At 41.0% G+C, this 24,223-nt stretch carries 19 protein-coding genes; 5 read left to right on the top strand and 14 right to left on the bottom strand.

What is annotated here, in order from left to right; genetic code table 11:
- Window positions 1-8 precede the first annotated feature (8 nt).
- Together CWI32_RS06590 and CWI32_RS06595 are read left to right on the top strand one after the other, a co-directional pair.
- A complete protein-coding gene (locus tag CWI32_RS06590) occupies window positions 9-3,116 on the top strand; it encodes an efflux RND transporter permease subunit (RefSeq protein ID WP_100534905.1) in 3,108 nt (1,035 codons plus the stop codon).
- A gap of 96 nt (window positions 3,117-3,212) precedes the next feature.
- Entirely contained in the window at window positions 3,213-4,928 is a 1,716-nt protein-coding gene (locus CWI32_RS06595; RefSeq protein ID WP_100534906.1) for a proline--tRNA ligase, read from the top strand.
- A 53-nt stretch (window positions 4,929-4,981) separates the two neighbouring features.
- On the opposite strand, the gene CWI32_RS06600 is transcribed toward CWI32_RS06595, so the two are convergent.
- The 9 genes from CWI32_RS06600 to CWI32_RS06640 form a co-directional block, all read right to left on the bottom strand.
- Entirely contained in the window at window positions 4,982-6,265 is a 1,284-nt protein-coding gene (locus tag CWI32_RS06600) for a hypothetical protein (protein ID WP_071850783.1), read from the bottom strand.
- A 17-nt stretch (window positions 6,266-6,282) separates the two neighbouring features.
- Complete coding sequence (locus tag CWI32_RS06605) at window positions 6,283-8,568, bottom strand: hypothetical protein (protein ID WP_100534907.1); 2,286 nt, start codon at window positions 8,566-8,568, stop codon at window positions 6,283-6,285.
- Between the two features lie 33 nt (window positions 8,569-8,601).
- Window positions 8,602-9,324 (bottom strand): hypothetical protein, encoded by a 723-nt coding sequence (locus CWI32_RS06610; protein WP_100534908.1) that lies wholly within the window; start codon window positions 9,322-9,324, stop codon window positions 8,602-8,604.
- Between the two features lie 12 nt (window positions 9,325-9,336).
- Complete coding sequence (locus CWI32_RS06615) at window positions 9,337-11,352, bottom strand: hypothetical protein (protein ID WP_100534909.1); 2,016 nt, start codon at window positions 11,350-11,352, stop codon at window positions 9,337-9,339.
- Between the two features lie 234 nt (window positions 11,353-11,586).
- Window positions 11,587-12,156 carry a dCTP deaminase gene (gene dcd, locus CWI32_RS06620; protein WP_004280726.1) on the bottom strand — a complete coding sequence of 190 codons (570 nt, stop codon included), beginning with the start codon at window positions 12,154-12,156 and terminating at the stop codon, window positions 11,587-11,589.
- 123 nt (window positions 12,157-12,279) lie between these two features.
- Complete coding sequence (locus CWI32_RS06625) at window positions 12,280-12,873, bottom strand: LysE family translocator (RefSeq protein WP_100329137.1); 594 nt, start codon at window positions 12,871-12,873, stop codon at window positions 12,280-12,282.
- A 265-nt stretch (window positions 12,874-13,138) separates the two neighbouring features.
- Complete coding sequence (apbC, locus tag CWI32_RS06630; protein ID WP_100534910.1) at window positions 13,139-14,398, bottom strand: iron-sulfur cluster carrier protein ApbC; 1,260 nt, start codon at window positions 14,396-14,398, stop codon at window positions 13,139-13,141.
- Between the two features lie 276 nt (window positions 14,399-14,674).
- The gene (locus CWI32_RS06635) at window positions 14,675-15,505 is read right to left on the bottom strand and encodes a putative sodium/potassium/calcium exchanger (RefSeq protein WP_100534911.1); all 831 of its coding nucleotides are present in this window, start codon (window positions 15,503-15,505) and stop codon (window positions 14,675-14,677) included.
- 376 nt (window positions 15,506-15,881) lie between these two features.
- The gene (locus tag CWI32_RS06640; protein WP_100534912.1) at window positions 15,882-16,685 is read right to left on the bottom strand and encodes a hypothetical protein; all 804 of its coding nucleotides are present in this window, start codon (window positions 16,683-16,685) and stop codon (window positions 15,882-15,884) included.
- Between the two features lie 225 nt (window positions 16,686-16,910).
- Between CWI32_RS06640 and metG the strand changes: the two genes are divergently transcribed.
- On the top strand, window positions 16,911-18,971 hold the full coding sequence (gene metG, locus CWI32_RS06645) for a methionine--tRNA ligase (protein ID WP_100534913.1): 2,061 nt from the start codon (window positions 16,911-16,913) through the stop codon (window positions 18,969-18,971).
- Window positions 18,972-19,277: 306 nt separating this feature from the next.
- Here the strand turns inward: metG and CWI32_RS06650 are convergent, their stop codons facing one another.
- On the bottom strand, window positions 19,278-20,342 hold the full coding sequence (locus CWI32_RS06650; RefSeq protein ID WP_100534914.1) for a hypothetical protein: 1,065 nt from the start codon (window positions 20,340-20,342) through the stop codon (window positions 19,278-19,280).
- Window positions 20,343-20,433: 91 nt separating this feature from the next.
- Window positions 20,434-20,550, bottom strand: coding sequence for a hypothetical protein (locus CWI32_RS15545; RefSeq protein WP_086044934.1), 117 nt, complete (start codon window positions 20,548-20,550; stop codon window positions 20,434-20,436).
- A 268-nt stretch (window positions 20,551-20,818) separates the two neighbouring features.
- Here CWI32_RS15545 and CWI32_RS06655 point away from each other — a divergent pair, with 268 nt between their 5' ends.
- On the top strand, window positions 20,819-21,799 hold the full coding sequence (locus CWI32_RS06655; RefSeq protein WP_100534915.1) for an MBL fold metallo-hydrolase: 981 nt from the start codon (window positions 20,819-20,821) through the stop codon (window positions 21,797-21,799).
- Window positions 21,800-21,876: 77 nt separating this feature from the next.
- On the opposite strand, the gene CWI32_RS06660 is transcribed toward CWI32_RS06655, so the two are convergent.
- On the bottom strand, window positions 21,877-22,500 hold the full coding sequence (locus CWI32_RS06660; RefSeq protein WP_100534916.1) for a LysE family translocator: 624 nt from the start codon (window positions 22,498-22,500) through the stop codon (window positions 21,877-21,879).
- Window positions 22,501-22,603: 103 nt separating this feature from the next.
- The gene (locus CWI32_RS06665) at window positions 22,604-22,786 is read right to left on the bottom strand and encodes an NF038215 family lipoprotein (RefSeq protein ID WP_005169654.1); all 183 of its coding nucleotides are present in this window, start codon (window positions 22,784-22,786) and stop codon (window positions 22,604-22,606) included.
- Between the two features lie 178 nt (window positions 22,787-22,964).
- Between CWI32_RS06665 and CWI32_RS06670 the strand changes: the two genes are divergently transcribed.
- Window positions 22,965-23,846, top strand: coding sequence for a 1-aminocyclopropane-1-carboxylate deaminase/D-cysteine desulfhydrase (locus CWI32_RS06670; protein WP_100534917.1), 882 nt, complete (start codon window positions 22,965-22,967; stop codon window positions 23,844-23,846).
- Here CWI32_RS06670 and CWI32_RS06675 read toward each other — a convergent pair.
- Window positions 23,843-24,166, bottom strand: a complete 324-nt coding sequence (locus CWI32_RS06675; protein ID WP_005169649.1) for a DUF4870 family protein — start codon at window positions 24,164-24,166, stop codon at window positions 23,843-23,845. The genes CWI32_RS06670 and CWI32_RS06675 overlap by 4 nt on opposite strands.
- Window positions 24,167-24,223: the final 57 nt, after the last annotated feature.

A 24,223-nucleotide genomic window follows, 5' to 3' on the forward strand; every position in this document is an offset into this window, starting at 1 on the left:
TCATTGACATGTGGTTTACCCGAATTAGTGTGAAGTATCCAGTTTTCACCATCATGATGATGTTCTGTCTGATGGTATTGGGACTGGCTTCCTGGCAGCGGATGGGCGTTGAAGAATTTCCCGATGTCGATTTTCCCTTTGTGGTGGTGTATACCAACTACCCGGGCGCTTCTCCAGAAACGGTCGAGTCAGAAATAACCAAGAAACTCGAAGATCAGATCAATACCATTTCTGGTTTAAAACAGGTGATTTCACAGTCCAGTGAAGGCCTGTCGATGATCACCACTGAGTTTAATCTGGACGTACCTTCTACCACGGCCGCTCAGGATGTACGGGATAAAATTGCCTCGGTAACTGCTGAATTTCGTGATGAAATTCAGGATCCGATTGTCGAACGTTATGATCCAACCGCCAATGCGGTCATGTCGATCGTATTTGAATCCAATAACATGGATATCAAAGCACTCAGTTCTTATCTGGATCAGCGGATTGTACCCCAACTGCGCACCGTTGCCGGCGTGGGAACGGTGAATTTACTCGGCGATGCACAGCGCCAGATCCGGATTCAGGTAGAACCGCAAAAACTGCAAGCTTTTAGCCTTGGTGTAGACAGTGTCATCAATACCTTAAAGGCTGAAAATATTGAAGTTCCAGGCGGCACACTCAAATCTGGCAACTCGGAACTGGTGATTGAGATCAATTCCAAAGTGCTGCATCCGCTGGCCTTCGGCGATCTCATCATCGCCAATAAAAATGGCGTACCAATTTTCCTGAGACAAGTCGCAGAGATCCAAGACAGTCAGGCAGAACTAGAATCTGCCGCCTTTTTAAATGGCAAAACCGCAGTTGCGATTGATATCCTGCGTAGCTCGGACTCTAACGTGATTGAGGTCGTCGATAGAACTTACAAAATTTTAGAAAATATCGAGACCCAGCTTCCTCAGGGGACGACCTTGCAGGTTGTGGTGGATTCTTCCAAAAGTATCCGCGGCACCATTGGCGATGTAGCCCGCACCATTATTGAAGGTGCGGTACTTGCCGTACTGATTGTTCTGCTATTCCTCGGTTCATTCCGCTCCACTGTGATTACCGGTTTGACTTTGCCGATCGCCTTATTAGGTACTTTGACCTTCATCTGGGCCTTTGGCTTCAGTATCAACATGATGACCTTGCTGGCGCTATCCTTGAGTATTGGCCTGTTAATTGATGATGCGATTGTGGTCCGTGAGAATATTGTCCGGCATGCCGACATGGGTAAAGATCATGTGACTGCCGCACTGGATGGCACTAAAGAAATTGGTTTAGCTGTTCTGGCCACTACCCTGACCATTGTCGCCGTATTTCTGCCGGTGGCCTTTATGGGCGGGATTATTGGTCGTTTCTTTTATCAGTTCGGGGTTACAGTTAGTGTGGCTGTGCTGATTTCGATGTTTGTTAGTTTTACTTTAGATCCGATGCTTTCTGCACATTGGGCCGAAAAGAAAAAAGATCCAAATAAAAGACCCGGACGGGTGAAACGTTTCTTTAGCTGGATTTCTGGCAAGCTGGACAATTTAAGCCATGTCTATGAAAAGCTGCTCAAACTGGCGCTGCGCTTCAGATTCATTACCTTAATGATTGCCGTAGCTTCATTATTTGGTGCCTTGGGATTATCGAAACTGATTGGCACCGAATTTGTACCGGTTCCTGACAAAGGCGAAATCCGCATTAAGTTTGAAACACCGGTAGATTCTTCGCTTGAATACTCACAAGCCAAACTGCAACAAGTCGATCAGATTATCCGTCAACACCCTGATGTTAAAGCAACTTATGGCGTAATTAATGGTGTAACTGACCGTGGTAAAAACCACGTCAGCCTGCGAGTGACCGTGACACCACGGATCGAACGCGAAAAAAGCCTGACCGAGCTCAACAATGAGTTTCGACAACGCCTGCAATCGGTTGCCGGGATCAGTATTACCTCGGTTGCATCTGCCGATGAAACCGTTTCGGGTGGTCAAAAGCCAATTATGATCTCGATCAAGGGCCCCGACCTGGATGAACTGCAAAAAATTTCCGATCGTTTTATGACAGAGATTGCCAAGATTGACGGTATTGTCGATTTGGAAACCTCACTGAAAGAACCCAAGCCGACACTCGGCGTGCAGATCAATCGTGTCTTGGCCAGTGATTTAGGATTATCCGTGAATCAGATTGCCAATGTGGTTCGTCCACTGATTGCCGGTGATGATGTCACCACCTGGCAGGATGAAAAAGGCGAAACTTATGATGTGAATTTGCGCCTGACGGAAGACCAGCGCAGCTTGCCACGTGATTTACAGAACATGTATATCACTTCAAATAAAACCGATGCCAATCATCAGCCGATTCTGATTCCACTTTCGAGTGTGGCCAAGTTTGAAGAAAAACTCGGTGCTTCACAAATTAACCGCCGTGATCTGGCACGTGAAGTTCTGATAGAAGCCAATACCGCTGGTCGTCCTACAGGAGATATCGGCACGGATATCAGCCGGCTACAAGCCAATTTTGATATGCCGCCAGGTTATAGCTTTGATACCCAAGGTTCAAATGCTGATATGGCAGAATCCGCAGGCTATGCCCTGACCGCCATCACCCTGTCGATTGTGTTTATCTACATTGTGCTGGGTTCACAGTTTAATAGCTTTATCCATCCTGCGGCGATTATGGCCTCCTTGCCATTATCCTTGATTGGTGTGTTCCTGGCGCTGTTCCTGTTTAATTCCACCATGAACCTGTTTTCGATTATCGGGATTATCATGCTGATGGGACTGGTGACCAAGAATGCGATTCTGCTGATCGACTTTATTAAAAAAGCCATGGATCGCGGTGAAGAGCGTTATGATGCGATTATTGCCGCGGGGAAAACCCGACTGCGTCCCATTTTAATGACCACCAGCGCCATGGTCATGGGTATGGTGCCCTTATCCTTAGGGCTGGGTGAAGGCGGTGAACAAAGTGCGCCGATGGCCCATGCCGTGATTGGCGGGGTGATCACCTCAACCCTGCTCACTTTGGTGGTTGTCCCCGTGATCTTTACCTACCTGGATGACTTTAAGAATTTTATGCTGCGTCAGATGCGTAAAATCATGGCATAATTTAATGCAACACAATGAGGTGACATTCCCAAATGCTCATCTCATTTTTTATTGTATAATCTCTGCTTTAACGCTTAATTTTTTAGGACAGTTTCCATGCGCGCGAGTCGCTTTTTATTTGCAACGTTAAGAGAAACCCCGAACGATGCTGAGGTTATTTCTCATCAGTTGATGCTTCGTGCCGGTATGATTCGTAAGTTGGCTTCAGGTCTGTACACCTGGCTGCCGATGGGCGTTCGCGTATTAAATAAAGTTGAAGCGATCGTTCGCGAAGAAATGGACAAGGTCGGTTCACTTCAGGTCTATATGCCGGTGACTCAACCTGCGTCTTTATGGGAAGAATCAGGTCGTTATGTACAATACGGTCCTGAACTGTTACGTTTCAATGACCGCCACGGTAACCCGTTTGTACTGGGTCCAACCCATGAAGAAGTCATCACTGATTTAGCACGCAATGAACTAAAAAGTTATAAGCAGCTCCCTGCCAACTTCTATCAGGTGCAAACCAAATTCCGTGACGAAATTCGTCCGCGTTTTGGGGTAATGCGTTCACGTGAATTCATCATGAAAGATGCCTACTCTTTCCATGCCAATCAGGAATCATTGCAACAAACCTACGACGACATGTATGCAGCCTACTGCAAAATCTTTACTCGTCTTGGTTTAGATTTCCGTCCGGTTCAAGCAGATACCGGTTCGATTGGTGGTTCAGGTTCACACGAATTCCATGTACTGGCTTCAAGCGGTGAAGATGATATCGCATTTTCGACCGAATCAGACTACGCCGCCAATATTGAAATGGCTGAAGCCGTTCTGGTCGGCGAACGTGCGGCACCAACTCAAGAACTTAAACTGGTTGATACGCCAAATCAAAAAACCATTGCGGATGTATCTGCCTTCTTGGGCACGGATCCAGCTCACTCAGTAAAAGCATTGCTTGTTCAAGGCATTGCAAAAGAGGATGGTTCTGTTCCTGTGGTTGCTTTATTCCTTCGTGGCGATCACGAACTGAATGAAATTAAAGCCGAGAAGCATGCACAAATTGCAGCTCCACTCACTTTTGCAACCGAAGAGCAAATCGCAGCACTTGGCTTGACAGCTGGTTTTGTAGGCCCACAAGGTCTGGTTGAAAAAGGTGTCACCGTCATTATTGACCGTGCAGCATCAGTATTGTCTGACTTTGTTGCAGGTGCTAATACAGCTGACAAGCATGCAACCGGCGTAAACTGGGAACGTGATGCACAGTTCACTGAAGTTTATGACTTGCGTAATGTAGTTGAAGGTGACCCTTCTCCAGATGGCAAAGGCACACTGCAAATCAAACGTGGTATCGAAGTGGGTCATATCTTCCAGTTGGGTCAGAAATACTCTGAAGCATTGGGCTGTAAAGTCTTGGGTGAAGATGGCAAACCATTCACTGTGACCATGGGTTGTTATGGTATTGGGGTAACACGTGTGGTTGCGTCTGCCATTGAACAAAACTTTGACGAGAAAGGCATTATTTGGCCAACTGCCATTGCCCCGTTTGAAGTGGCCATTGTACCGATGAATGCACATAAATCACCACGCACAGTAGAAGCAGCTGAAGCGCTTTATGCTGAACTCACTGCTGCGGGTTATGACGTAATTCTAGATGATCGTAACGAACGTCCAGGCGTTAAATTTTCTGACCTTGAGTTGACCGGTATTCCACACCGTATTGTGATTGGTGAAAAAGGCTTGGATGCAGGTACTTTTGAATATAAAGGCCGCCGTGACGCTGAATCAGTAAATATCTCGAAAGAAGAATTATTGGCGAAGATTGCTAATTAATTTCGCTCTCTTATAAAAAATCCCGCGTAATGCGGGATTTTTTATAATTAAATTTAGCAGAATTTATGCCCACCAAAGCAGTTCGGTTTAAAATTCTGGCCTTGTAAAGTTAAATTAGTGAGAGGGAAATCAAGTAGCGCAGGATTTTTAATTTCCTTTACATCAAGCGCACTTCCTAGCACACAACCAAAAACCAGACTTCCACAATCTCGCACATTAGTGGTTAAATCATGGTTAATTCCTGCAATGGTTTGCTTTAAAACAGCATCTGAAATTGGCACACTATATGAAGGTGAAATACTTCCTAAATCCACTTCATCTTCCATTGCCATCCACCACCCTTGTTTTGCCGCAACTGCTGCACCAGGCCATAAGATGCTTTGGGATTGCAAGGAGAGTGAAGCTGGATTATTTAAATATAAAGCATGAATAAGTCCGAGATTTTGTTTAACGGTAATGTCTGTCTGTAGCCCGGTTAAGTAGCCTGTAATATCTTTATCTAATTTTAATGCTCCATCCAATAATTCTGCTTTTAATGGTCCTTTAAAATCAATACGACCTACTGTCCCTGTCCCTTTTAGTACAACTTCTTTCATTCGTGTTCCTGACACTATCGTAGCAGGAATAGTAAAAGGTGCTGTTGTAGAATTTAACTGGAAAGCATAATTGCTAGATGTGTAATGTAAATCCAGAGGTAATGGTTGACCTAACAAAGTGCCTTTTACCGTGCCCTCAATATTCATTCCAGTTGCAGCATAATCCATGACACGAGGAGCGGTTGTTGCAACTCCTGATGAAGATTTTGTTTTCATATAACCACTGAAACTGTTAATACCATTTGGTGTAGCACTATTTTCTGTCCCCATTGTCAATAGACCTGAAATCTTTTCCGCACTTAAACGGAAACCTAAAACTTCACGTGTAGATGCCTGATTTGGATTTTTTATGGCAAACTGTACAAATGGATTAGTAATCAGAGCTGAAGTCGCGGCACGATCCGCACCATTTGTAGGATTACCACTTAAGGCTATATGATCAATATCAATATCACAGCCGGTTGCACCATTAACACCACCACACCCGAGCTGTAGCTTTTTTATATTGGCATTAATTTCCATCTCGGCTTCCAAGCCTAATTTATAAAATGAGATATTACTCTGGTCATAAGTAGCTCCTAGATTATCCATCTGGTTAAATCCAGACTGAACCTCCATTGACAATAAAGCCTGCCCATTGACTTCTGAGAGCTCTTGGTCTTCCAATGAAGTTAATGCAGATACCTGACCACTTAGGCCCATCATAGCTACCACTAGACTCTTTAATATTATTTTTTTCATTTTTCTCATCCTGATTTTTAGCGTGGTGTGATTCCCATCGTGCTACGAATAGTTCCACCAGTCAGTGCAATACTTGCCATGTTTTGCATATTGCCATTGGTCGCCATGGCAAAATTGGTTTTAAATGGTGTTGCAATATTATTTTCATAATTGAGTTTGACCTGATTATCCAAAGTCACTGTATCTGCACTGACACGAACTTTTGCTTTGACACCCAAATGACCTTCCATCCGGTTAAAGTTAATTGAAGAAGTTTTTAATACCCCGGCTGAATCAATATCTTCATTGGCAATACTAAAATAGCTGCCCAGATTATCTTTATTTGCAGTTTCTTCTGCGGTAAGGGGTCTAAACTTAAAATTTGCATCAAATGACAGGAAGTTGGTATCTGGTGAATCGCTGGTCGGATCCACTCCTGGAATGATGAGGAGCTCGCCGTTTCCATCAAGTTTAAAAGCAATATTCGTCAGGACATCATCACGTTTAGAAAAATTATCGTGAGGCACATAGCCTCCGCATTTACTGACTGATGCAGTGCTACAGTTATATTTAGATCCTGGTAATTGCCCCATTGCGAGCTCTGCTTTTGCTGCAATCAGTAATTTATCGGCACGAATATAAATCCCTTCATCTTCATAGCCAATAATACCTTCCGACTTGATCAAAGCATCGATATTCCTAAAACCAGCATAATAGTTAACTGCCTCACCATGATCGCCATTTTTACCATCAATCAATATAATCGAGGTTGTGCTTGGTAAACCGGTTTTCTTGTCAATTCCATAGCCTTCTGTAGATGCCATAATGTTATAAGCAATTGCTTGCTTATTGTCTGTTCCATAAGTCGTTCCAGACAACGCAACATTGGCATTTAAATTATAAATAGGAATACCGATTCCCCAAGAACCACCATCTCCACCAATTTCCGCCAAAGAGTTATCTGATATGAAACGTGCCTTAGCAGCAATAGACTGAAAATCCATTCCACGTACGGCGATATAAGCAAAATCTTCTCCATTCGTGGTGGTACTGAGTGTCTGTTTAAGCACAGTGCTACTACTACCTAAAGTCTTTTGCATATTTTCATTAATTATGAAATCGAGACTTTTTGCAGTAATGGTATTTATATATATATTTCCAAAGTCGATATAAGCATTTTTACCGTGTAAGGAGCCAGCAGCATTACGTGTAGTCAAGGGTCTGAGCTTGGAAAATTGCACAGCATGGCTTCCCTTACCGGTATGACCAATCTCAAGTGTTGTAGGTGCCCTAGTTGCTGGAAGCCCAGTACTATTAGCACCTGTAAAATCTGCAGACAAGCCCAGATTCAACCCACCTTCTCCGACCAGGCCACTGTAACCTGTTGCAGTTTTGTCCTGACGTTCTAGTACACCATTCACCTTGTTACTAACATCAAAAGTACCTATCTGGGTTTGATCGGCACTCATCGATAATCTTGCATTAGTGACTGCACCCGAAGCCCCTAAACGCATAATATTTTTGCGTTCGTTATTTGGCGTGTTATAACGCAAATCAATATTAACCCCTGGATTGGTCGGATTAACCCGGCCAGCTGCGATATCGGTAATATCTTCAGCACGCTTTAGATCCACATAGTGATCTTGACTGCCATTTCGTGTGGTCAGTACCACGCCTTCATCCGGGTCAATGTACATATATCCTTGACCCGCGAAGTTAAAGTTAAAGTCATTTAAAATCAAACTATTTTCACCTAACTTATGACTAATCGTGGCATTTTTAAGCTGAAAATCGATACTGGCAATTGAATCTTTATTAAATAGACCTGCACTAGTTTGTAATAGCACACTAAGCGGTGTAGAGGTACTAATCCCTAATGCCCCCAAACTTTGATTTGATTGAGTACCCGCAGTCCGAATACTATTCGCAGATTGACTACATGGATTGGTCGTACAGGCGATCTTTACCAACTTTAAATCTGCAGTGGCTTGAAATGGTGAAACACTTGCAGCAAGCCGAAGTCCTGCCCCTTGTGAAGTCGCTCCTACATCTATTTCAAGTTGACTAATGATTGGTTTATTATCTTTGCCAATAATCTCAACATTATGTAGACCTAAACCCATTTTAGTGTTGGCAGTTGGATTTGGATCATACCAATTGGCTTGAGCAATATTGGCTTTAGAGATTTCATGAGTAATCACCATACCATCTTGTCCAGTAACTTTACTCAATTCTTGCTCTTCAATAGTTTCAAGTGCATAACCTTGTTGTATAAGACACATGCATACCGTTAGCAATTTCAACTTTATTGTTGTTTTTTTCATTTTTATATCCTTATGCTGTACTTGACGTTGTTACTAACAACGACTTTGTGCCCCACCTGTACAGTTATAACCAAATATTTTCAAATTGCCTGACATATGCAGATTTCCATGAACGTTCAACCCCATAAATCCTTTTTCAGCACCTTGATCAAACGAAGGAACATCTTGGGGCGCGGTTGTATAAGTTCCGTCGGCATTATAGGTACGCCCTGTATACGTACTATAAACACCAGTATTGGCATAACCTTCTAAGGCTCCAGCACCTGTGCCCGTTTCAATCGAAACCGTATTAAAACCCAAATTCCGGATCTTTAAAGGCTGGTTATCATAAAAGGTAATTTGCATCGCCGTCTGTGGTTCATTACGGTGATTAATAATGGTTGTACCATCAATTGAAAACTTATCAATCTGAATCGTGCCTTGAATGCCTTTAAACACTAACCACTTTTTATTTCCATTGGCATCGACATGGTTATTCGGTGCTATTGCTAAGCGGCAAAATTGTTTTGTTGCCCCACAAGTTGCCGGATCTAGAACATAAAATACTTCCAGTGGATTACCGTTCCCATCAAGCCGAGAAATTTTATCTTTACTTAAATCTGTCGCATAAACATGGTTTAAAGATAAAGTCCAGTTCAGGTCCGCTCCACCCTGCCCCACTGTATCGGTTAATTCTTGCTGATTAAGGGTTTCCAAGCCGGCAAAACTGGTCATAGAAGTGCATAATAATGCACAGAGAGTGACTAATTTGGACATTTTAATACTTCCTTATAGACCAGTTGTTTTAATTTTCAGATGCTGAATCAGCACGCCATCAATGACTGCAGACCCAAAATTCTTACTTATACCATCAGTACTCTTAAATACGACTCCGGTTGAATTGACACCATCCTTGGCGCGCAGCAAATTTGTTCCTGAGATGCGCTCTGTAGTCCCTATTGAGATGCTGCTGTGAGTCGCATTACGCCCTTGATAAAGTGCGGCAGTATCTGTAGCATTATTTTTAATCGGTGTACCACAACTATAGACATTACAGGTAGAGCCTTTTAATTCAACTTCTCCTAGCCCGCCTCCATAATTCTGATAAATTTGATTATAAATAGCAGGAATATTGGGAATACGTGTCACTTCTAAAATAATATTATTGTTTTCTGAACCGACAACGAAAGGTTGGTACATATTACCAAGCACCAAGTTAATATTTGGGCTATATAAATATAAGCCCTCAGAATCATGAAATATTGGAGCATCACTTCCATTCAAGGCAGGGGTCGGGACATTACCATCAAGTGTATCTGTTTTTGCTGCGGTACTGAGACGAATACCTTTACTGTTAAGATTACTATCGCTACTGCTTAGAGTTTCTGGTCGATCATTGGTATTCAGACGAACAATACTCGCCATACCTAATGTTTGGCTGTAATTCTTATTGTCGGATTCTAAGGTTTGGAATAACCGAACTTGCGAGCCATTAAAACTCAGACCATTAGCAATAAATTGAGTTCTTAATCGATAATTTGTGTCAAGGCCTGAAGTCGGCCCACCTGTGATAGGATCTACAGTATTCGAGGAATTAAGCTCACGTGCAAAAATATCACTCCAGAAGCCCAGCTTGATATTATTATCACTTTCGACCCCTGCAATTGGACTTAATGGGGCTTCCAAAGCAATATAGCCCACATCTTTAGCAGTGTCCTTAAACTGTTTGACGTTTTCAGTTCCTGCCCGAAATAACCAAGGATTATCTGCCGATCCCCAGCTAAAACCCTGATTACTGTATCGTGTGCTTAAAGAACCATCGCTTTTCGATAATGCTAGGCCATAAATAAATACATCAGCTTTAGTTCGTAAAGTGCTCACAGAACTTTTAGCAGCTTCAGTTTTAGCAGCCTGATCTGCTCTAGCAATGATTTCAGCCATAGCAGCACTATCTGCATCTTTCATCATTCCGGCTAAAGCAGCTTCAAATTTTTTATCATAATCTGCTTTAATTAATGCAAGAATTCTTGCATCTACAATTGCTCCAATAATATTTTCCCTAGTACCAGACGTACTCCATTCAGTTGCAGGAATTGCTTTCGTCGCATCCTTACCATAAAGAAGGTCAATCATTTCCACTGTATTTGTTTTTGCCTTATCATTTAAACCAATTAGATTCCCCGGTGAGTGATCAAACATTGTTGTGCCATCATCGACTAGACTATATTGAATTAAAGCGGGTTTACCGGCTCCATTATAATAATCATCACGACGTTGGTCATAATAGGCTTTCATAAAGTCAGTGTTATAATAATAATCAACTAATTCTTGCTTAAATGCGTCCCGGTTTGTTTGTGTATCATGAGTATTCTTAATCGTATTATAATTCGTATTATAAAAATTAGTTTTTAACGTATCATAGGCTTGCTGATACTCAGTTGCATAATTCTGCGTTCTTTCAACATGAAAAGCATTATCATATGTAGATTTATAAACTTTGTCGTATACACGCTGCCCAAGTTGGTTGTAATTTTCACCAGTCGGAATAATACGAATAAATCCTGTATCTGCTTTTCCGGGATCAGGAATCTTCCGCTCATAACTCGAGCCAGCCGAGATATCGTTAGGGCCTTGAAACACCATTTTAAAATCATCAAGTACCAGTGCAACACCCTCACCTGTGGTGTCAGAAAGAGAAGAGTCTGATAATTCCTGCATCGCATGTGCAGAAGGCAACAGGCTGAAACCGATTGTCATCGCCAAATAACTTTTGCGAAATTTAAATATATCTTTTATCTGAGCCATCTCACTCTTTCCTTTTTATTCGATGCTCCGCACCTTATGCTTCAGCTTCCCAGCCGCCAATCTTTGCTTTTTTATAATGCATTGCATCTTTTTTATGGTTATGCGGAATCCATTATGCTGATTTTTAATACAGATGCCAAAGCCAATTAGGCGAAAAATAGCAGTTTCCGATGAATGAAAATCTCAAAAAAATAAACGGGACATAAAGTCCCGTCATTCAACACCTTAAAGCAATCAGGTCTTCGGCAAAGTAACGCCTGTCTGGCCTTGATATTTACCACCACGATCTTTATATGAGGTTTCACAGACTTCATCAGATTCAAAAAACAGCATTTGCGCTACACCTTCACCTGCATAAATACGCGCAGGAAGATTAGTAGTATTTGAAAACTCTAAAGTGACGTGTCCTTCCCACTCTGGCTCAAGCGGAGTCACGTTAACAATGATGCCACAACGCGCATAAGTAGACTTGCCCAAGCATACGGTCAAGACATTACGTGGAATGCGGAAATATTCAATCGTACGCGCCAAAGCAAACGAGTTAGGCGGAATGATACAAACATCCGACTCGATATCAATAAAGCTGCGTTCATCAAAGTTTTTCGGATCGACAATTGCAGAATGCACATTGGTGAATACTTTAAATTCACGTGCACAACGCACGTCATAACCGTAGCTGGATACGCCATACGAAATCAGCTTTTGACCATTTTCATCCAAACGTACCTGGTTTTCTGCATACGGTTCAATCATGCCGTGTTTTTCGCTCATTTCGCGAATCCAACGATCAGACTTAATTGCCATTGATATAATCCAAAAATCTTAAGAACAAGTTATTGCGACGTACTTTAACTGAAATTGACACTAATGAAAATAAGTGAAAGGCTTAGAGCTCAAGTTACCAAAAAACTGCTGATCGAGATCAGCTTATAAACTTAAAAGTGCAGAATAGCTTAAAGGAATGGAAAAGCTCATTAATACCAGCGAAGCCGTTTTCTGCAGGTTTTTCTGATTGAGCCAGCGACTGTTTTTTCTGGCCAGTATTGAGCCGAGGAAAGTCCAGAAGAATGCAATCGGAATCAGCAAAACCAGGAATACTAACATATGAGTCACATAGTGCTGACTGCTTTTCCAGACAATCACCGGAAAGATCGCTGAAGCAAATAAAAGTGCTTTAGGATTTAACAAGGTTGCCAGAAATAGTTCTCGTGCACGAATCGAGACATTTTCAAAATTTTCACTGAGTTCTGCCGTGCGCCATAATTTCACAGCCAGAAAAAGGATATAGCCGGCACTAAACAGCTTGAGAATGGTCGGCAAAAGCGGAAGATGAACGGAAATTTTTCCGATCAGAATGCCCCAAAAGCTAATGGCAATCAGATAGCCAAAGGCTTCAGCAGGAATTAAACGAAATGTTTTTTTAAATCCGACCTGTATGCCTGAAGATGCCAATAAGGTATTGGTTGGGCCTGGTGTTAAAAGAATGGTTGCCACTAAACCAATAAAAAACCATGAAATCATAGTTTGACCTCGCTCTAATCCGCGTAGCATAGAATAGTTCGGTCAATGCTGCAAAAAAATAATTGTAAGAGAACATATAATCAGAATTCACACTGGATTAAATCAATTTAATTCAATCACTTGAAATCATTTTGGGAACCAATACGCAACAGTCATTTCAGTCAATTTTCTTAATTTAAAGCTGTTTATTTCCGTGAATTATTAATAAAAAAGCCCTAACTTGAATTAGGGCTTAAATATGTGAACTCTCTATTTAATGGGTCAATTAGAAAATTCGGCTCTGATCTTTTTCGGCCTTAGGTAGCTGCGCTGCAATTTTTTCTGCAATCAGCATATAGCTTTCGGCTGCATCATCTCCGGCAATGACTGAAGGTGTGCCAGCATCGGCATTTTCACGAATTTCAGCATCTAAAGGTAAGCGACCCAATAATGGAATATGATATTGCTCAGACAGTTTATCTCCACCGCCTGTGCCAAAAATCTGTTCTTCAAAACCACAATTTGAACAGATATGGGTCGACATATTTTCAATCACGCCCATGATCGGAATTTGCACACGGTTAAACAGTTCAATGCCTTTGGTCGCATCGAGTAGGGCCACGTTTTGTGGTGTGGTGACAATCACTGCCCCGGTTACCGGAATGCGCTGTGCCAACGTCAACTGGATATCCCCTGTACCGGGTGGCATATCAATCATCAGAACATCAAGATCTGGCCATAAGGTCTGGTTAAATAATTGCATCAATGCACCGGTGGCTTTCGGTCCACGCCAAGCCACTGGAGTATTGTGATCACCAGTTAAATGGCCAATCGATAACACTGCCATTCCATAGGCTTCGATAGGGACAAACTGTTCCGCTTCGATCATCGGCGTTTTGCCGGCATTGCCGAGCATGGTCGGAATACTTGGACCGTAAATATCAGCATCCAGTACGCCTACGCGCAGGCCTAATTTTTGTAAAGCCAAGGCCAGATTGACAGTCGTGGTCGATTTACCTACGCCACCTTTGCCAGATGACACCAGAATCACATTTTGAATACGTGGGTGTTTCGGTACATCACGCTGTTGCGGCGCAGCTTTTTGAATCGGTGGATTATTCGGGTCAGCTTCTTCTGTTTTTGCAGGCTGTGCTGACGCATCCACCACAGGGGGAAGATTGGGTTTTGCTTCCGCTTTAGGCTCGCTTGAACAGTTTTCACCTTTGGCATGCTTATGCCCGCAACCCCCTTCTTTCTTATGTCCAGTTTTCTGCTGAATCACATGCATATTCAGTTCTTGAATACCACATTTTTGCAAAGCTTCCGCCAGTTCATCATGAATCTGTTGCAGCTGCGCTTTTTCTTCTGGATAGGTATTCAAAGTGATTTGCAGAATCTCACCCTGTACATTGACCTGAGTAATACGCTGTTTGAGCGGATCATTTGAATTTGGCAACAGATAGTTTTGCAGTACGTTTTGCACAGCTTCTTCGTTCACCTCCTTGGAAGGCGAAAAAACCGATTTAAGCGAAGAAAGCCAAGACATAGGTTACTCCAAAAATGTAGATCGACATCTGAATCGCTTAGTTTAACGGGGTTTTAGGCGAAGGTTAAGCACTGTATTGGAGAAGATGAAACAGATATCTTCAATTTCCAACCATTTTACTCGGTTTTGTGAAATATTTTATGGAATCTTGGTGAATAGAAATAATAGAAAGAAAAGAGAGATGGACTATTTTGATGTAATAAATTTTTTTTATTTATCTCGAGCGTGTTAAGCCACTTTAACCTTCTATGATTAAAGTGGCTTAACGATCACAGACTATTTATGATTTTTATTGTTTTCAGATTTGTCCTTTTGATCCTTGGTATTTTTATCCTGATCTTGTTTCGATTCGTCCTTTTTGGACTGAGAGTCGCTTTCTGAATCTGTATCTTTGGCATCTTGCTGCTGATCAGAATCACTTTCCTTCGATTGATTATCTTTCATTTTATTCATCGTATCAGTTGCCATCTGTTTCAGCTCAGCGAACTTAACCGAGGCTTCGCTGAATAAGTCTGTGATTTTCTGTCTGGTATCTTCAAACTTATGCATGGCTTCATCTTTTAAATTTGCCATACCTGCCTGCTGATCGTTCTGACCATCTTTAGCATGCTGTTTATCTGACTTGTTAGATGATTTATCTTGAGAGGCATGATCCGCTTTAGCCTTTTTCGCATCATCTGAACTTTGCTCAGTATTTTGCTGGTGGTCAGATTTTCCTTGTTTCAGCTCATTCAGAAGCTTTTCACCTTTTTGCAATAGCTCTTCACCAATCGCTATCGCTTTGGCTTTTAAGTCATCCATCTTAAAGCTTTCAGTTTTGTTATCTGATTGCTCATTTTTCGAATCATCTTTTTGATCAGATGGCTGCTCTTTAGAGGCTTTATCCTTCGATTCCGAGTCAGCACCTGTATCTTTAGAGTTTTGTTTACTATCAGAATTTTCATCAGTCTGGTGTGGCTTTGTGTCTTGTGTATCATGCGACTGATTGTGCTTCTGGTCATTCTGGTTTTGCTTTTGCTCTTCTTTGGCTTTCTGATTTAATTGTTTCTCATGTTGTTCTTTGTCTTGATTTTGCTTTGAACTATTGCTCTGGTTCTGCTGAGTCATGAGGTAACCTCCTTAGGCATATCATATAAACAATCAGCCATTTTTTAGCACAAAGCGTGGGGCAAATCGGGCGCAGTAAGCAAACTGCAACAAAGCCTGTACATGTTGTTGCTATTGTTTGCAGTCTGTAGCATGAGCTGCGCCCAATCAGTATTGCAAAGATCAATAATCCAACTCTTTTGGATTCTGGCGATTCAAGTCCATCGATTACTTGGGGTTTCGACAAAGTCTGGCTTGGTAAGCCTGTCAGCACATTTTCTTTGGCTGCCCAATTCAAATGCCGTCATAGCATAATGTCCAAAGCCAAAGAGTCAGTGTTGCCAATTCACATCAGATGTTTATAGGATGCAAATGCATCAGGAGATATTATTTCAAGTCAGACACGCAAGGTGCTCATAAAGCTGACCGCAGAGAACAACCAGATCAACAGAATGAAGCTGCGTGCTTGATTGAAGTTGTCGACATCTGTGCCATGTAGCATGTTATGACGGCTCATGGTCACATTCGAGCTTGAATCCATTTTATAGGCAGCAAGTTCAGCAAAATACGGATTCAGTTCAATCGCAATTTTAGACTTATGCCACAGGCTTTTAATTTCATTGCCTTTTAAACCCGGTACGATTTTATAGACATCGACAAACTTGGTGCCATTTTGCTTGAGGAAACCTGCTTTGATCAGGATATCTGTCAAAATACCTTCGAGCTGCGCATAAACATTTGGAATACAACCGCTGTAAAAGCCAAGTTTGTACATTTTCAAGCTTTCAAGCAGCACCAAACGGCGCTTGGCTTTGATGTCTTCATCAATCTCTAAGGCATCAAAGGCTTTCAGCATTTCAGTCTGGAAATATTCGCTATTGATCATATCGAGTAGCTTAAATTGCTCAATATCTTCAAGCTGGTGAATGGCCGGCCAAAAATGCATCAAATTTAAAGCATCATTGGCAAACTTCGCGCCAATCGGTTGATCGAGCTGATCTGCCAGTACTTGGAAATAAGCATCTTGCGCGACTAAACCCGATAAGTTTTTGATTAAAAGTGTATGTTCATCTGCCGAGATGTCTTCAAGATAAGCTTCTGCATCTTTTAAAATCTGACTGCCCAACTGTTTTTGACTCGCTGCATTTTGTTTAATACGCGTGACAGGTTGGTCAAAATCAAAATCATCTTCGTCAATCATGGTTTTCTAGCTCAAAGCTTTTAGATCAATGGCCTATTATCACTGTTATTGGCAACGCAATATAGGGAAATCTACATTTCCAAGACATTCTGTAAATACAAAGACCTTTCGACACGAATTCGCGGTGAAATGGAATTGATTCGCTTAAAGGATTGCTTTGTATTCGGACCTGCATCAGGTAAAATCATCCACCTTGCATAATATACGAATGAGAGAGTCATATCCGTGCGTAATATCTTAGTCACTAACGCCCTTCCATACGCCAATGGCCCGATTCATATGGGTCACCTACTCGGTTATATCCAAGCTGATATTTGGGTACGTGCGATGCGTGCAATGGGTCATGATGTGACTTATGTCTGCGCGGACGATGCTCACGGCACAGCCATCATGTTACGTGCTGAAGCCAACGGAATTTCACCGGAAGAACAAATTGCCAACGTGCAAAAGGAACATATCCGTGATTTTGACGGTTTTGCGGTGCACTTCGATCATTATGATTCTACCCATAGCGATACCAACCGTGCACGTGCATCTGAAATCTATATCAAAAACCGTGATGCCGGCAATATCGCGGTTCGTCCTGTCACCCAGCTTTTCGATCCTGAAAAAGGCATGTTCCTCTCCGACCGTTTCATTAAAGGCACCTGCCCGAAATGTAAAGTAGAAGATCAATATGGCGATTCATGTGAAGTTTGCGGTGCAACTTATAATGCAACCGAATTATTGAACCCACATTCGACTTTAAGCGGTGCAACACCCGTCGAAAGATCATCTGACCATTACTTCTTTAAGTTGCCGAATTTTGGTGAATACCTGCAAAAATGGACACGTGATGAAGGCCGCTTACCGGTCTCGATTGCCAACAAGTTAGATGAATGGTTTGAAAATGGCCTGAATGATTGGGATATTTCGCGTGATGCGCCATATTTCGGTTTTGAAATTCCAGACGCACCCAACAAATACTTTTACGTGTGGGTCGATGCGCCAATTGGCTACATGTCGAGTTTTGAAAACTATATCAAAACCAAACGTCCTGATTTAAGCTTTGATGACTACTGGAAAAAAGATTCTAAAAATGAGGTGTATCACTTCATTGGTAAAGACATTGTGTATTTCCATGCGCTGTTCTGGCCGGCAATGCTTGAAGGTGCAAACTACCGTACGCCATCAGGGTTATTTGTAAACGGTTTCTTGACTGTCAATGGTCAGAAGATGTCGAAATCTCGCGGCACATTTATTAAAGCGGAAACCTATTTAGAGCATTTAAACCCTGAATATTTACGCTACTACTTCGCGTCGAAACTTTCGGATAAAGTTGAAGATTCTGACTTGAATCTGGATGATTTTGTGCAGAAAGTAAATTCTGACTTGGTTGGTAAAGTGGTCAACATTGCCAGCCGTTGTGCGAAGTTCATCAATACTAAATTTGATAACAAGTTAAGTGCAAACTGTGCAGAGCCTGAATTGGTTCAAAGCTTTATTGATGCAGGTACTTCAATCGCTGCGCAATATGAGTCACGTGAATTCTCAGCTGCGATTCGTGAAATCATGGCGCTTGCTGACAAAGCCAACCAATATATCGACGAGAAAAAGCCTTGGGCTTTAGCGAAAATTGAAGGCCAAGAATCACAGGTTCATGACGTATGTTCTGTGGGTATTAACCTGTTCCGTCAATTGGCAGTTTACCTTGCACCTGTATTGCCGACTTTAGCGAAACAAGTTCAAGACTTCTTGCAACTTGAAAGCTTCGATTTCGCTTCTCGTAAGACGATTCTTGTCGGTCACGAAATTGCATTGTTCCAGCCATTGATGCAACGTGTAGATCCAAAAGCGGTAGCTGCCATGGTGGATGCATCTAAAGATTCTTTAGCTGCTCCTGCTGTTGAACCAGCTAAAGCTGAAAAGAAAAAAGAAAAGAAGGTCGAGAAGAAAGCTGAACCTAAAGTCGGCGAAGCTGAAATTATTAATATTGATGATTTTATGAAAGTTGACCTGCGTGTGGCTGAGGTTTTGGAAGCTGCAACGGTTGAAGGTTCTGACAAACTTCTTCAATTGACTTTAAATGTAGGCGAAGCTGAACCACGTAATGTATTCAGTGGTATTCGTGAGTTCTACCAACCTGAAGACCTAAAAGGTAAATTGGTGGTGATGGTGGCTAACCTTGCTCCACGTAAGATGCGTTTTGGTATTTCGAACGGTATGGTGTTGGCAGCGGGTAATGGCAACGGCGTTTGGGTGATTTCACCTGAATCTGGTGCTAAACCGGGTGATAAGGTTTCTTAAGATTTTAAATCTAAAATAAGAAAAGCCTCTACGTTGTAGGGGCTTTTTTTATGCCTTTAGATTCCCTCTCCTTTTTTAAAGGAGAGGGTTAGGGAGAGATCAGAAACTATTGCCTTACTTTTGAAAGATCAAAAGTAACAAAAATCTCTTGTTCACTTGATGATACGTCCATGTACCACAAGTGAACGGCGACATCCATGTCGCCTCCAACTAAATTAATACCATCACTAAGTCAACTTTTTTATTACATCGAACAGACCAGATTTTTAAATAAAGTATTGGCTTAACACTATTTTTAGTTTGAAATCATTTTAATTTGAGCCAAAAAACTTGAGTTGCAATATTTAAATACTCATATGCAACATTAGTTTTTTGTGCAAAGGCTTCATCACGAGTGATTAGATATTCACAAAAACAACCATAAGATGCATGTGACATGTCACTGAATGATGCAATAAAACGCTTTTCTTTATGTAATCCTTCATCTTGATAATAACCGATCAGATTTAATATAGTATAAATTTGATTTACTTTTTGAAAAATATAGTATTCCTGCCCTGAACCAATTAAATTTTTCAATTGAAAGAAGTCATCTAACTCATTATTTTCCAATTCAGGATTGTTTTCTTGAAGTAATTTCCATATTTGATTTAAAGCATTTGGTAATTTAATTTTTTGTAAGTTATCATGATTGATATTCAATGATTCTCGTAAAAATTTATGAGGTGATTTTTCTTTATTAGACTCTTCTAAATGCCTTACCGATCTCTGAATATATAATTTATATTCATCTCGCTGATTCATTAGGTTAGGAATTTTAACTTTAAATTTTTCTATTTCTGATAAAAGATAGTCATCTTTGTATGTACTGTTTTTAAGATCACTTAAAGATTTTTCTAAAAATAGTAATAAATTATCAAAAGCTTCAATTTGTTCGTATTCAAAAGTTTTAAAATCCTTTACACCACCATATAAAGCAAATAAATTCTTAGTTGATGGATTAATCATTTTGTTTAAAAAATTATTTTCAATGTAATTATTAAAATGAACTAGTGGATCATCCCAGGATCTAAAAATAGTATTTGTTAAAGTCCCATGCTCATCAGTAGTTAAGGCGATATAGTGTGCATTTAACTCCCTTAAGATATCTAAAAACTCAACACAATATTTACTGCTTTTCCCCTTTATTACTGATCTGTAAATTTCTTCTAAAGTAATGGGTGAATAAACAGCTTGTACTTCTTCTTTTAAATATCTAAAAAAATCTGAATCTCTACTAAGCATTGGCTTTTCTTTATATTCACTAAATAAGTCTAGAATATTTTGATCTAAATAAGCTAAAGGTTTTCCTGAGTACTCTGGTTCGCTCATACAATGCTCTCATTAAGTAATTATCTATTTTCTTCGAAATAATCCATCAAAAAAGCCTCTATCTCTAGAGGCTTTTTTATTGCTGGGTCACTTAGCCTTGCAACACAAATTCCCAAATCACATAGCCCAGTCCAAAACCAAGTAGTGAATATAAGGTAATAATGAAAAATACAAAGCTGGCATTGTTTTTTCTTTTCCAAAAACTCATCGCGACACCCAAAGCTTGTTCGTAATACCCTATGTTAACGAGCTTTTAATAAAAAGTGAAATACATCTAAGCATTTTATTTATAATAATATTTTTACAAAAAACACATTCTTTACTTTCAAAAAATCAATATACAGATTCACACTGAATTTTTAGTACAGATGCTAAATCGCCATTTCGATTTAAAAAAATAGTAAATATATTCATATTCTTTTTTATCAATATCCATGCTAATACATAGAGTTGACTTTAATTACATAAGAATAGCCATGAAATACCTCAGCTCTTCTCTTGTCGGATCACTCCTTGCTTTAGGTTCATTGGCAGGTATTTCCCCAACACACGCACAAACGCCTTCCACTTTAGAACAACAAAAACAGGTTCCCGGATATTATCAATACAGCTTTGGAGATTACCAGATTACTGCCCTGCTGGATGGCACCAATTATTTAGCCAAAGCCTTGTTTAAGGATATTCCTGAAGCAGAAGTGAATCAGATTTTAAAAAAATATTATGTTGACCAAAGCAAAGGCATCCAGACCTCCGTCAATGCTTTCCTGGTAAATACAGGCAAAGAACTGGTCTTGGTGGATAGCGGTGCTTCTAGCTGTAATGGGCCAAACTTTGGGTCTATTTATTCAAATTTACAGGCATCTGGACAAAAGCCTGAGCAAGTCAATTCAATCTTATTAACGCATTTACATCCTGATCATGTTTGCGGCATCAGTAATAACGGCGTTGCCAATTTTGTCAATGCGAATATTTATGTATCGCGAGCCGAACTGGATTTCTGGATGAATCCTAAAAGTGTAGAAAAATTACCAAAAGCAAAACAGGCTGGTTTTTTGGGTACAGTCGATAAAATCAAGAAAGCCATCGCACCTTATCAGGCCAAAGGTCAGTTAAAGACCTTTAAGGCTAGCGATAAAATCCATGGTTTTGATGTGATCAGTTCAGCTGGGCATACACCGGGACATTTTGGTTTTAGCTTAAAATCCAAGGGTCAGGAGATGATATTTATTGGGGATATTGTACATTCCCATACCATTCAGTTTGACCGTCCACAGACCGCTATAGATTTTGATATCGATCCGAAAAAAGCGGTTGAAACCCGCTTAAAGTATTTTGCGGAATATGCAAAGAATGGCCAGACGGTGGCAGCACCACATTTACCATTTCCGGGGATTGGGCATGTCTATTCTAAAGATGCTAAAAGCTACCAATGGATCCCCTTGCATTTTAAAGATTAATTTCAAATGATCAGCTGTCCCTTGGAAAGCTAGCAAGAATGATCACTTTCCAAGGATGAGGACTTCAAGTGTTGAAACTATTTCATTCCGAAAATAAGTTTTAGTCCGAGCACGGTCATCACCGCACCTGCTGCACGGTCAAACAATGCCTTAAACTTTAAATACACACGGCGTGGCTTTTCAGCAGAAAGTGCGACAGCCACGAGTGAGCACCAGCCAGCATCAATAAAAAAACATAAAATGGGCAAAGCAAAATAGAAATAGTTCGGAATTTCTTTTGGTAATAAGGCGGTAAAAATACTGGCCAGCACAATCGCAATTTTTGGATTCGACAACTGCGTGATTAAACCTGTGGTAAAAGCGCGACGTAAAGACATCTGTTTGGTAATGCTCGAATCTGCCTCAATCGGATCTTTGGCATGCTTAATAATTTTAAAAGCCAGCCAAAGTAAATATAGCCCCCCACAAATTTTTAAGGCCAGATAAGCCGACGGCACAGCCAGCAAAAATGCCTGCAAACCCAGTACTGCCAGCAAACCGAAAATTGCTGCACCTAGACCAGTCCCCAGTGCAGTAAATAAACCATGTTTACGTGAAATCGCAATTGAATTTTTTGCCACATAAATAGAAGTCGGCCCGGGACTCATCGCACCTAACATCAGGGCAACAGCAATTGAGCTTAAAATCCAGAATGATTCCACGAGATAACCTGACTTAAAAATTGAAGGATTATTTTAAGCAAAAACCGAATCATTTGCTTTAAAAATTTCAGTATTGGTCAGGAATTTTAGTTACTGTAATGGCCTACTGTTTTAACTGATCCTGAGCAATGAATTGCGTGTCTAACAGTTGGTAATCCTGATCATGTACCGGTACACCACCAATAATCATGGTACGGGTCTCTGTTTTAGGTTTATTCATCGCATCATCACAGCCCGACAAACTGAGCATTACGCCGACCAAAACAGCATAGGACAATATTTTCATTATTCTACCCTCCTCAGGGTTTCCTGTATTTAGATTAGCATCCCTGCTTAAATAATCAGCAGAATATTTGTGACATTCTGCGTCAATTTTTATCTCATGCCTGAAAATGACTTATTCTCAATCCCTGATCTTTACTGCTTTCGCTATAATGGCCGAATAACTGACTGTGTTAATTTTTATGTTTGCAGAGATTGCCCAAAATATTCCCGATCAACAGATTAATTTTCACGATATTATTTTAACAATACGTCGTCTGGATCTGGTACATCCGCAAATTTCAGGCAACAAGTTTTTTAAACTGAAATACAATTTTCTGGAAGCACAAAGACAGGGTTATCGGCAGATTCTCAGCTTTGGTGGTGCGTATTCCAATCATATTGCGGCCACTGCATTTGCCGCACAGCAGTTTGGTTTTCAAAGTGTGGGGATTATTCGGGGTGAGGAGCTGGCCCATCGGCCACTCAATCCGACTTTAGCCACCGCACGGCAGTTGGGGATGCAGCTACATTTTGTCAGTCGTGAACACTATCGTCGCAAGCAACAGCCTGAGTATCTGGCCGAAATCGCACAACAATTTCCTGAGCATTATCTCATTCCTGAAGGTGGAACCAACGCTTTGGCCATTCAGGGCTGTCGGGAAATTTTAAGCCCGCAAGATGCTCAATTTGATGTGGTTTGCTGCGCAGTAGGCACTGGTGGAACCATCACCGGTCTGATCGAAGCCAGTCAGGCTCATCAGCAGGTTTTAGGATTTTCAGCGCTGCAAGGCTCATTTTTAAAAGATGAAGTCGCGCAACTAACCAGCAAAACCAACTGGACTATTCTGGATGATTATTGCTGTGGCGGCTATGCCAAAACCAGCACAGCCCTCATGCAGTTTATTCGGGATTTTGAAACCGAATTTGCCATTCCACTAGAGCAGGTCTATACCGCTAAAATGTTGATGGGCATCTTTGATTTGATTGAAAAAGATTATTTCCCAGCAGGATCTAGACTGCTGGTGATTCATAGCGGTGGGTTGCAAGGCCGTAACATGGATACTACTTCTACAATTGCTTAAGCCTGAATCGGTTGATTATTATTCAGCGCAATCATCCCTTTGACCAAGCGGTAGATATGCCAGATAAAGACCAAAAATATGATTAGAAATCCGATCAAGATCATAGTTAATAAGCCACCAACAATATAACCCAGCAAACTGACCCAGAAGGTTTTAATTTGCCAGTCCACATGACTTTCCAGCCAGGTGCCGCGCATTTCATCACGTTTAATATAGTTCATGATAATGGCTATAAATGGGGTCACACCCAGAAAAAACCCCAGAATATAAAGAATATAACTGATCAGGTTGTATTGTTTTAGATCCTCTGACGTTGCCATAAGCCCTGCCTTATTATTGTGACTTTTGTAAAACTGTACAAAAACTATGCATGATTT

This window comes from Acinetobacter pseudolwoffii (assembly GCF_002803605.1).
Classification (GTDB): Bacteria; Pseudomonadota; Gammaproteobacteria; order Pseudomonadales; family Moraxellaceae; genus Acinetobacter; species Acinetobacter pseudolwoffii.

Coding starts and splice junctions, on each gene's coding strand:
- CWI32_RS06590 (WP_100534905.1), top strand. CDS start 9: ATGTGGTTTACCCGAATTAGTGTGAAGTATCCAGTTTTCACCATCATG.
- CWI32_RS06595 (WP_100534906.1), top strand. CDS start 3,213: ATGCGCGCGAGTCGCTTTTTATTTGCAACGTTAAGAGAAACCCCGAAC.
- CWI32_RS06600 (WP_071850783.1), bottom strand. CDS start 6,265: ATGAAAAAAATAATATTAAAGAGTCTAGTGGTAGCTATGATGGGCCTA.
- CWI32_RS06605 (WP_100534907.1), bottom strand. CDS start 8,568: ATGAAAAAAACAACAATAAAGTTGAAATTGCTAACGGTATGCATGTGT.
- CWI32_RS06610 (WP_100534908.1), bottom strand. CDS start 9,324: ATGTCCAAATTAGTCACTCTCTGTGCATTATTATGCACTTCTATGACC.
- CWI32_RS06615 (WP_100534909.1), bottom strand. CDS start 11,352: ATGGCTCAGATAAAAGATATATTTAAATTTCGCAAAAGTTATTTGGCG.
- dcd (WP_004280726.1), bottom strand. CDS start 12,156: ATGGCAATTAAGTCTGATCGTTGGATTCGCGAAATGAGCGAAAAACAC.
- CWI32_RS06625 (WP_100329137.1), bottom strand. CDS start 12,873: ATGATTTCATGGTTTTTTATTGGTTTAGTGGCAACCATTCTTTTAACA.
- apbC (WP_100534910.1), bottom strand. CDS start 14,398: ATGTCTTGGCTTTCTTCGCTTAAATCGGTTTTTTCGCCTTCCAAGGAG.
- CWI32_RS06635 (WP_100534911.1), bottom strand. CDS start 15,505: ATGACTCAGCAGAACCAGAGCAATAGTTCAAAGCAAAATCAAGACAAA.
- CWI32_RS06640 (WP_100534912.1), bottom strand. CDS start 16,685: ATGATTGACGAAGATGATTTTGATTTTGACCAACCTGTCACGCGTATT.
- CWI32_RS06650 (WP_100534914.1), bottom strand. CDS start 20,342: ATGAGCGAACCAGAGTACTCAGGAAAACCTTTAGCTTATTTAGATCAA.
- CWI32_RS15545 (WP_086044934.1), bottom strand. CDS start 20,550: ATGAGTTTTTGGAAAAGAAAAAACAATGCCAGCTTTGTATTTTTCATT.
- CWI32_RS06655 (WP_100534915.1), top strand. CDS start 20,819: ATGAAATACCTCAGCTCTTCTCTTGTCGGATCACTCCTTGCTTTAGGT.
- CWI32_RS06665 (WP_005169654.1), bottom strand. CDS start 22,786: ATGAAAATATTGTCCTATGCTGTTTTGGTCGGCGTAATGCTCAGTTTG.
- CWI32_RS06670 (WP_100534917.1), top strand. CDS start 22,965: ATGTTTGCAGAGATTGCCCAAAATATTCCCGATCAACAGATTAATTTT.
- CWI32_RS06675 (WP_005169649.1), bottom strand. CDS start 24,166: ATGGCAACGTCAGAGGATCTAAAACAATACAACCTGATCAGTTATATT.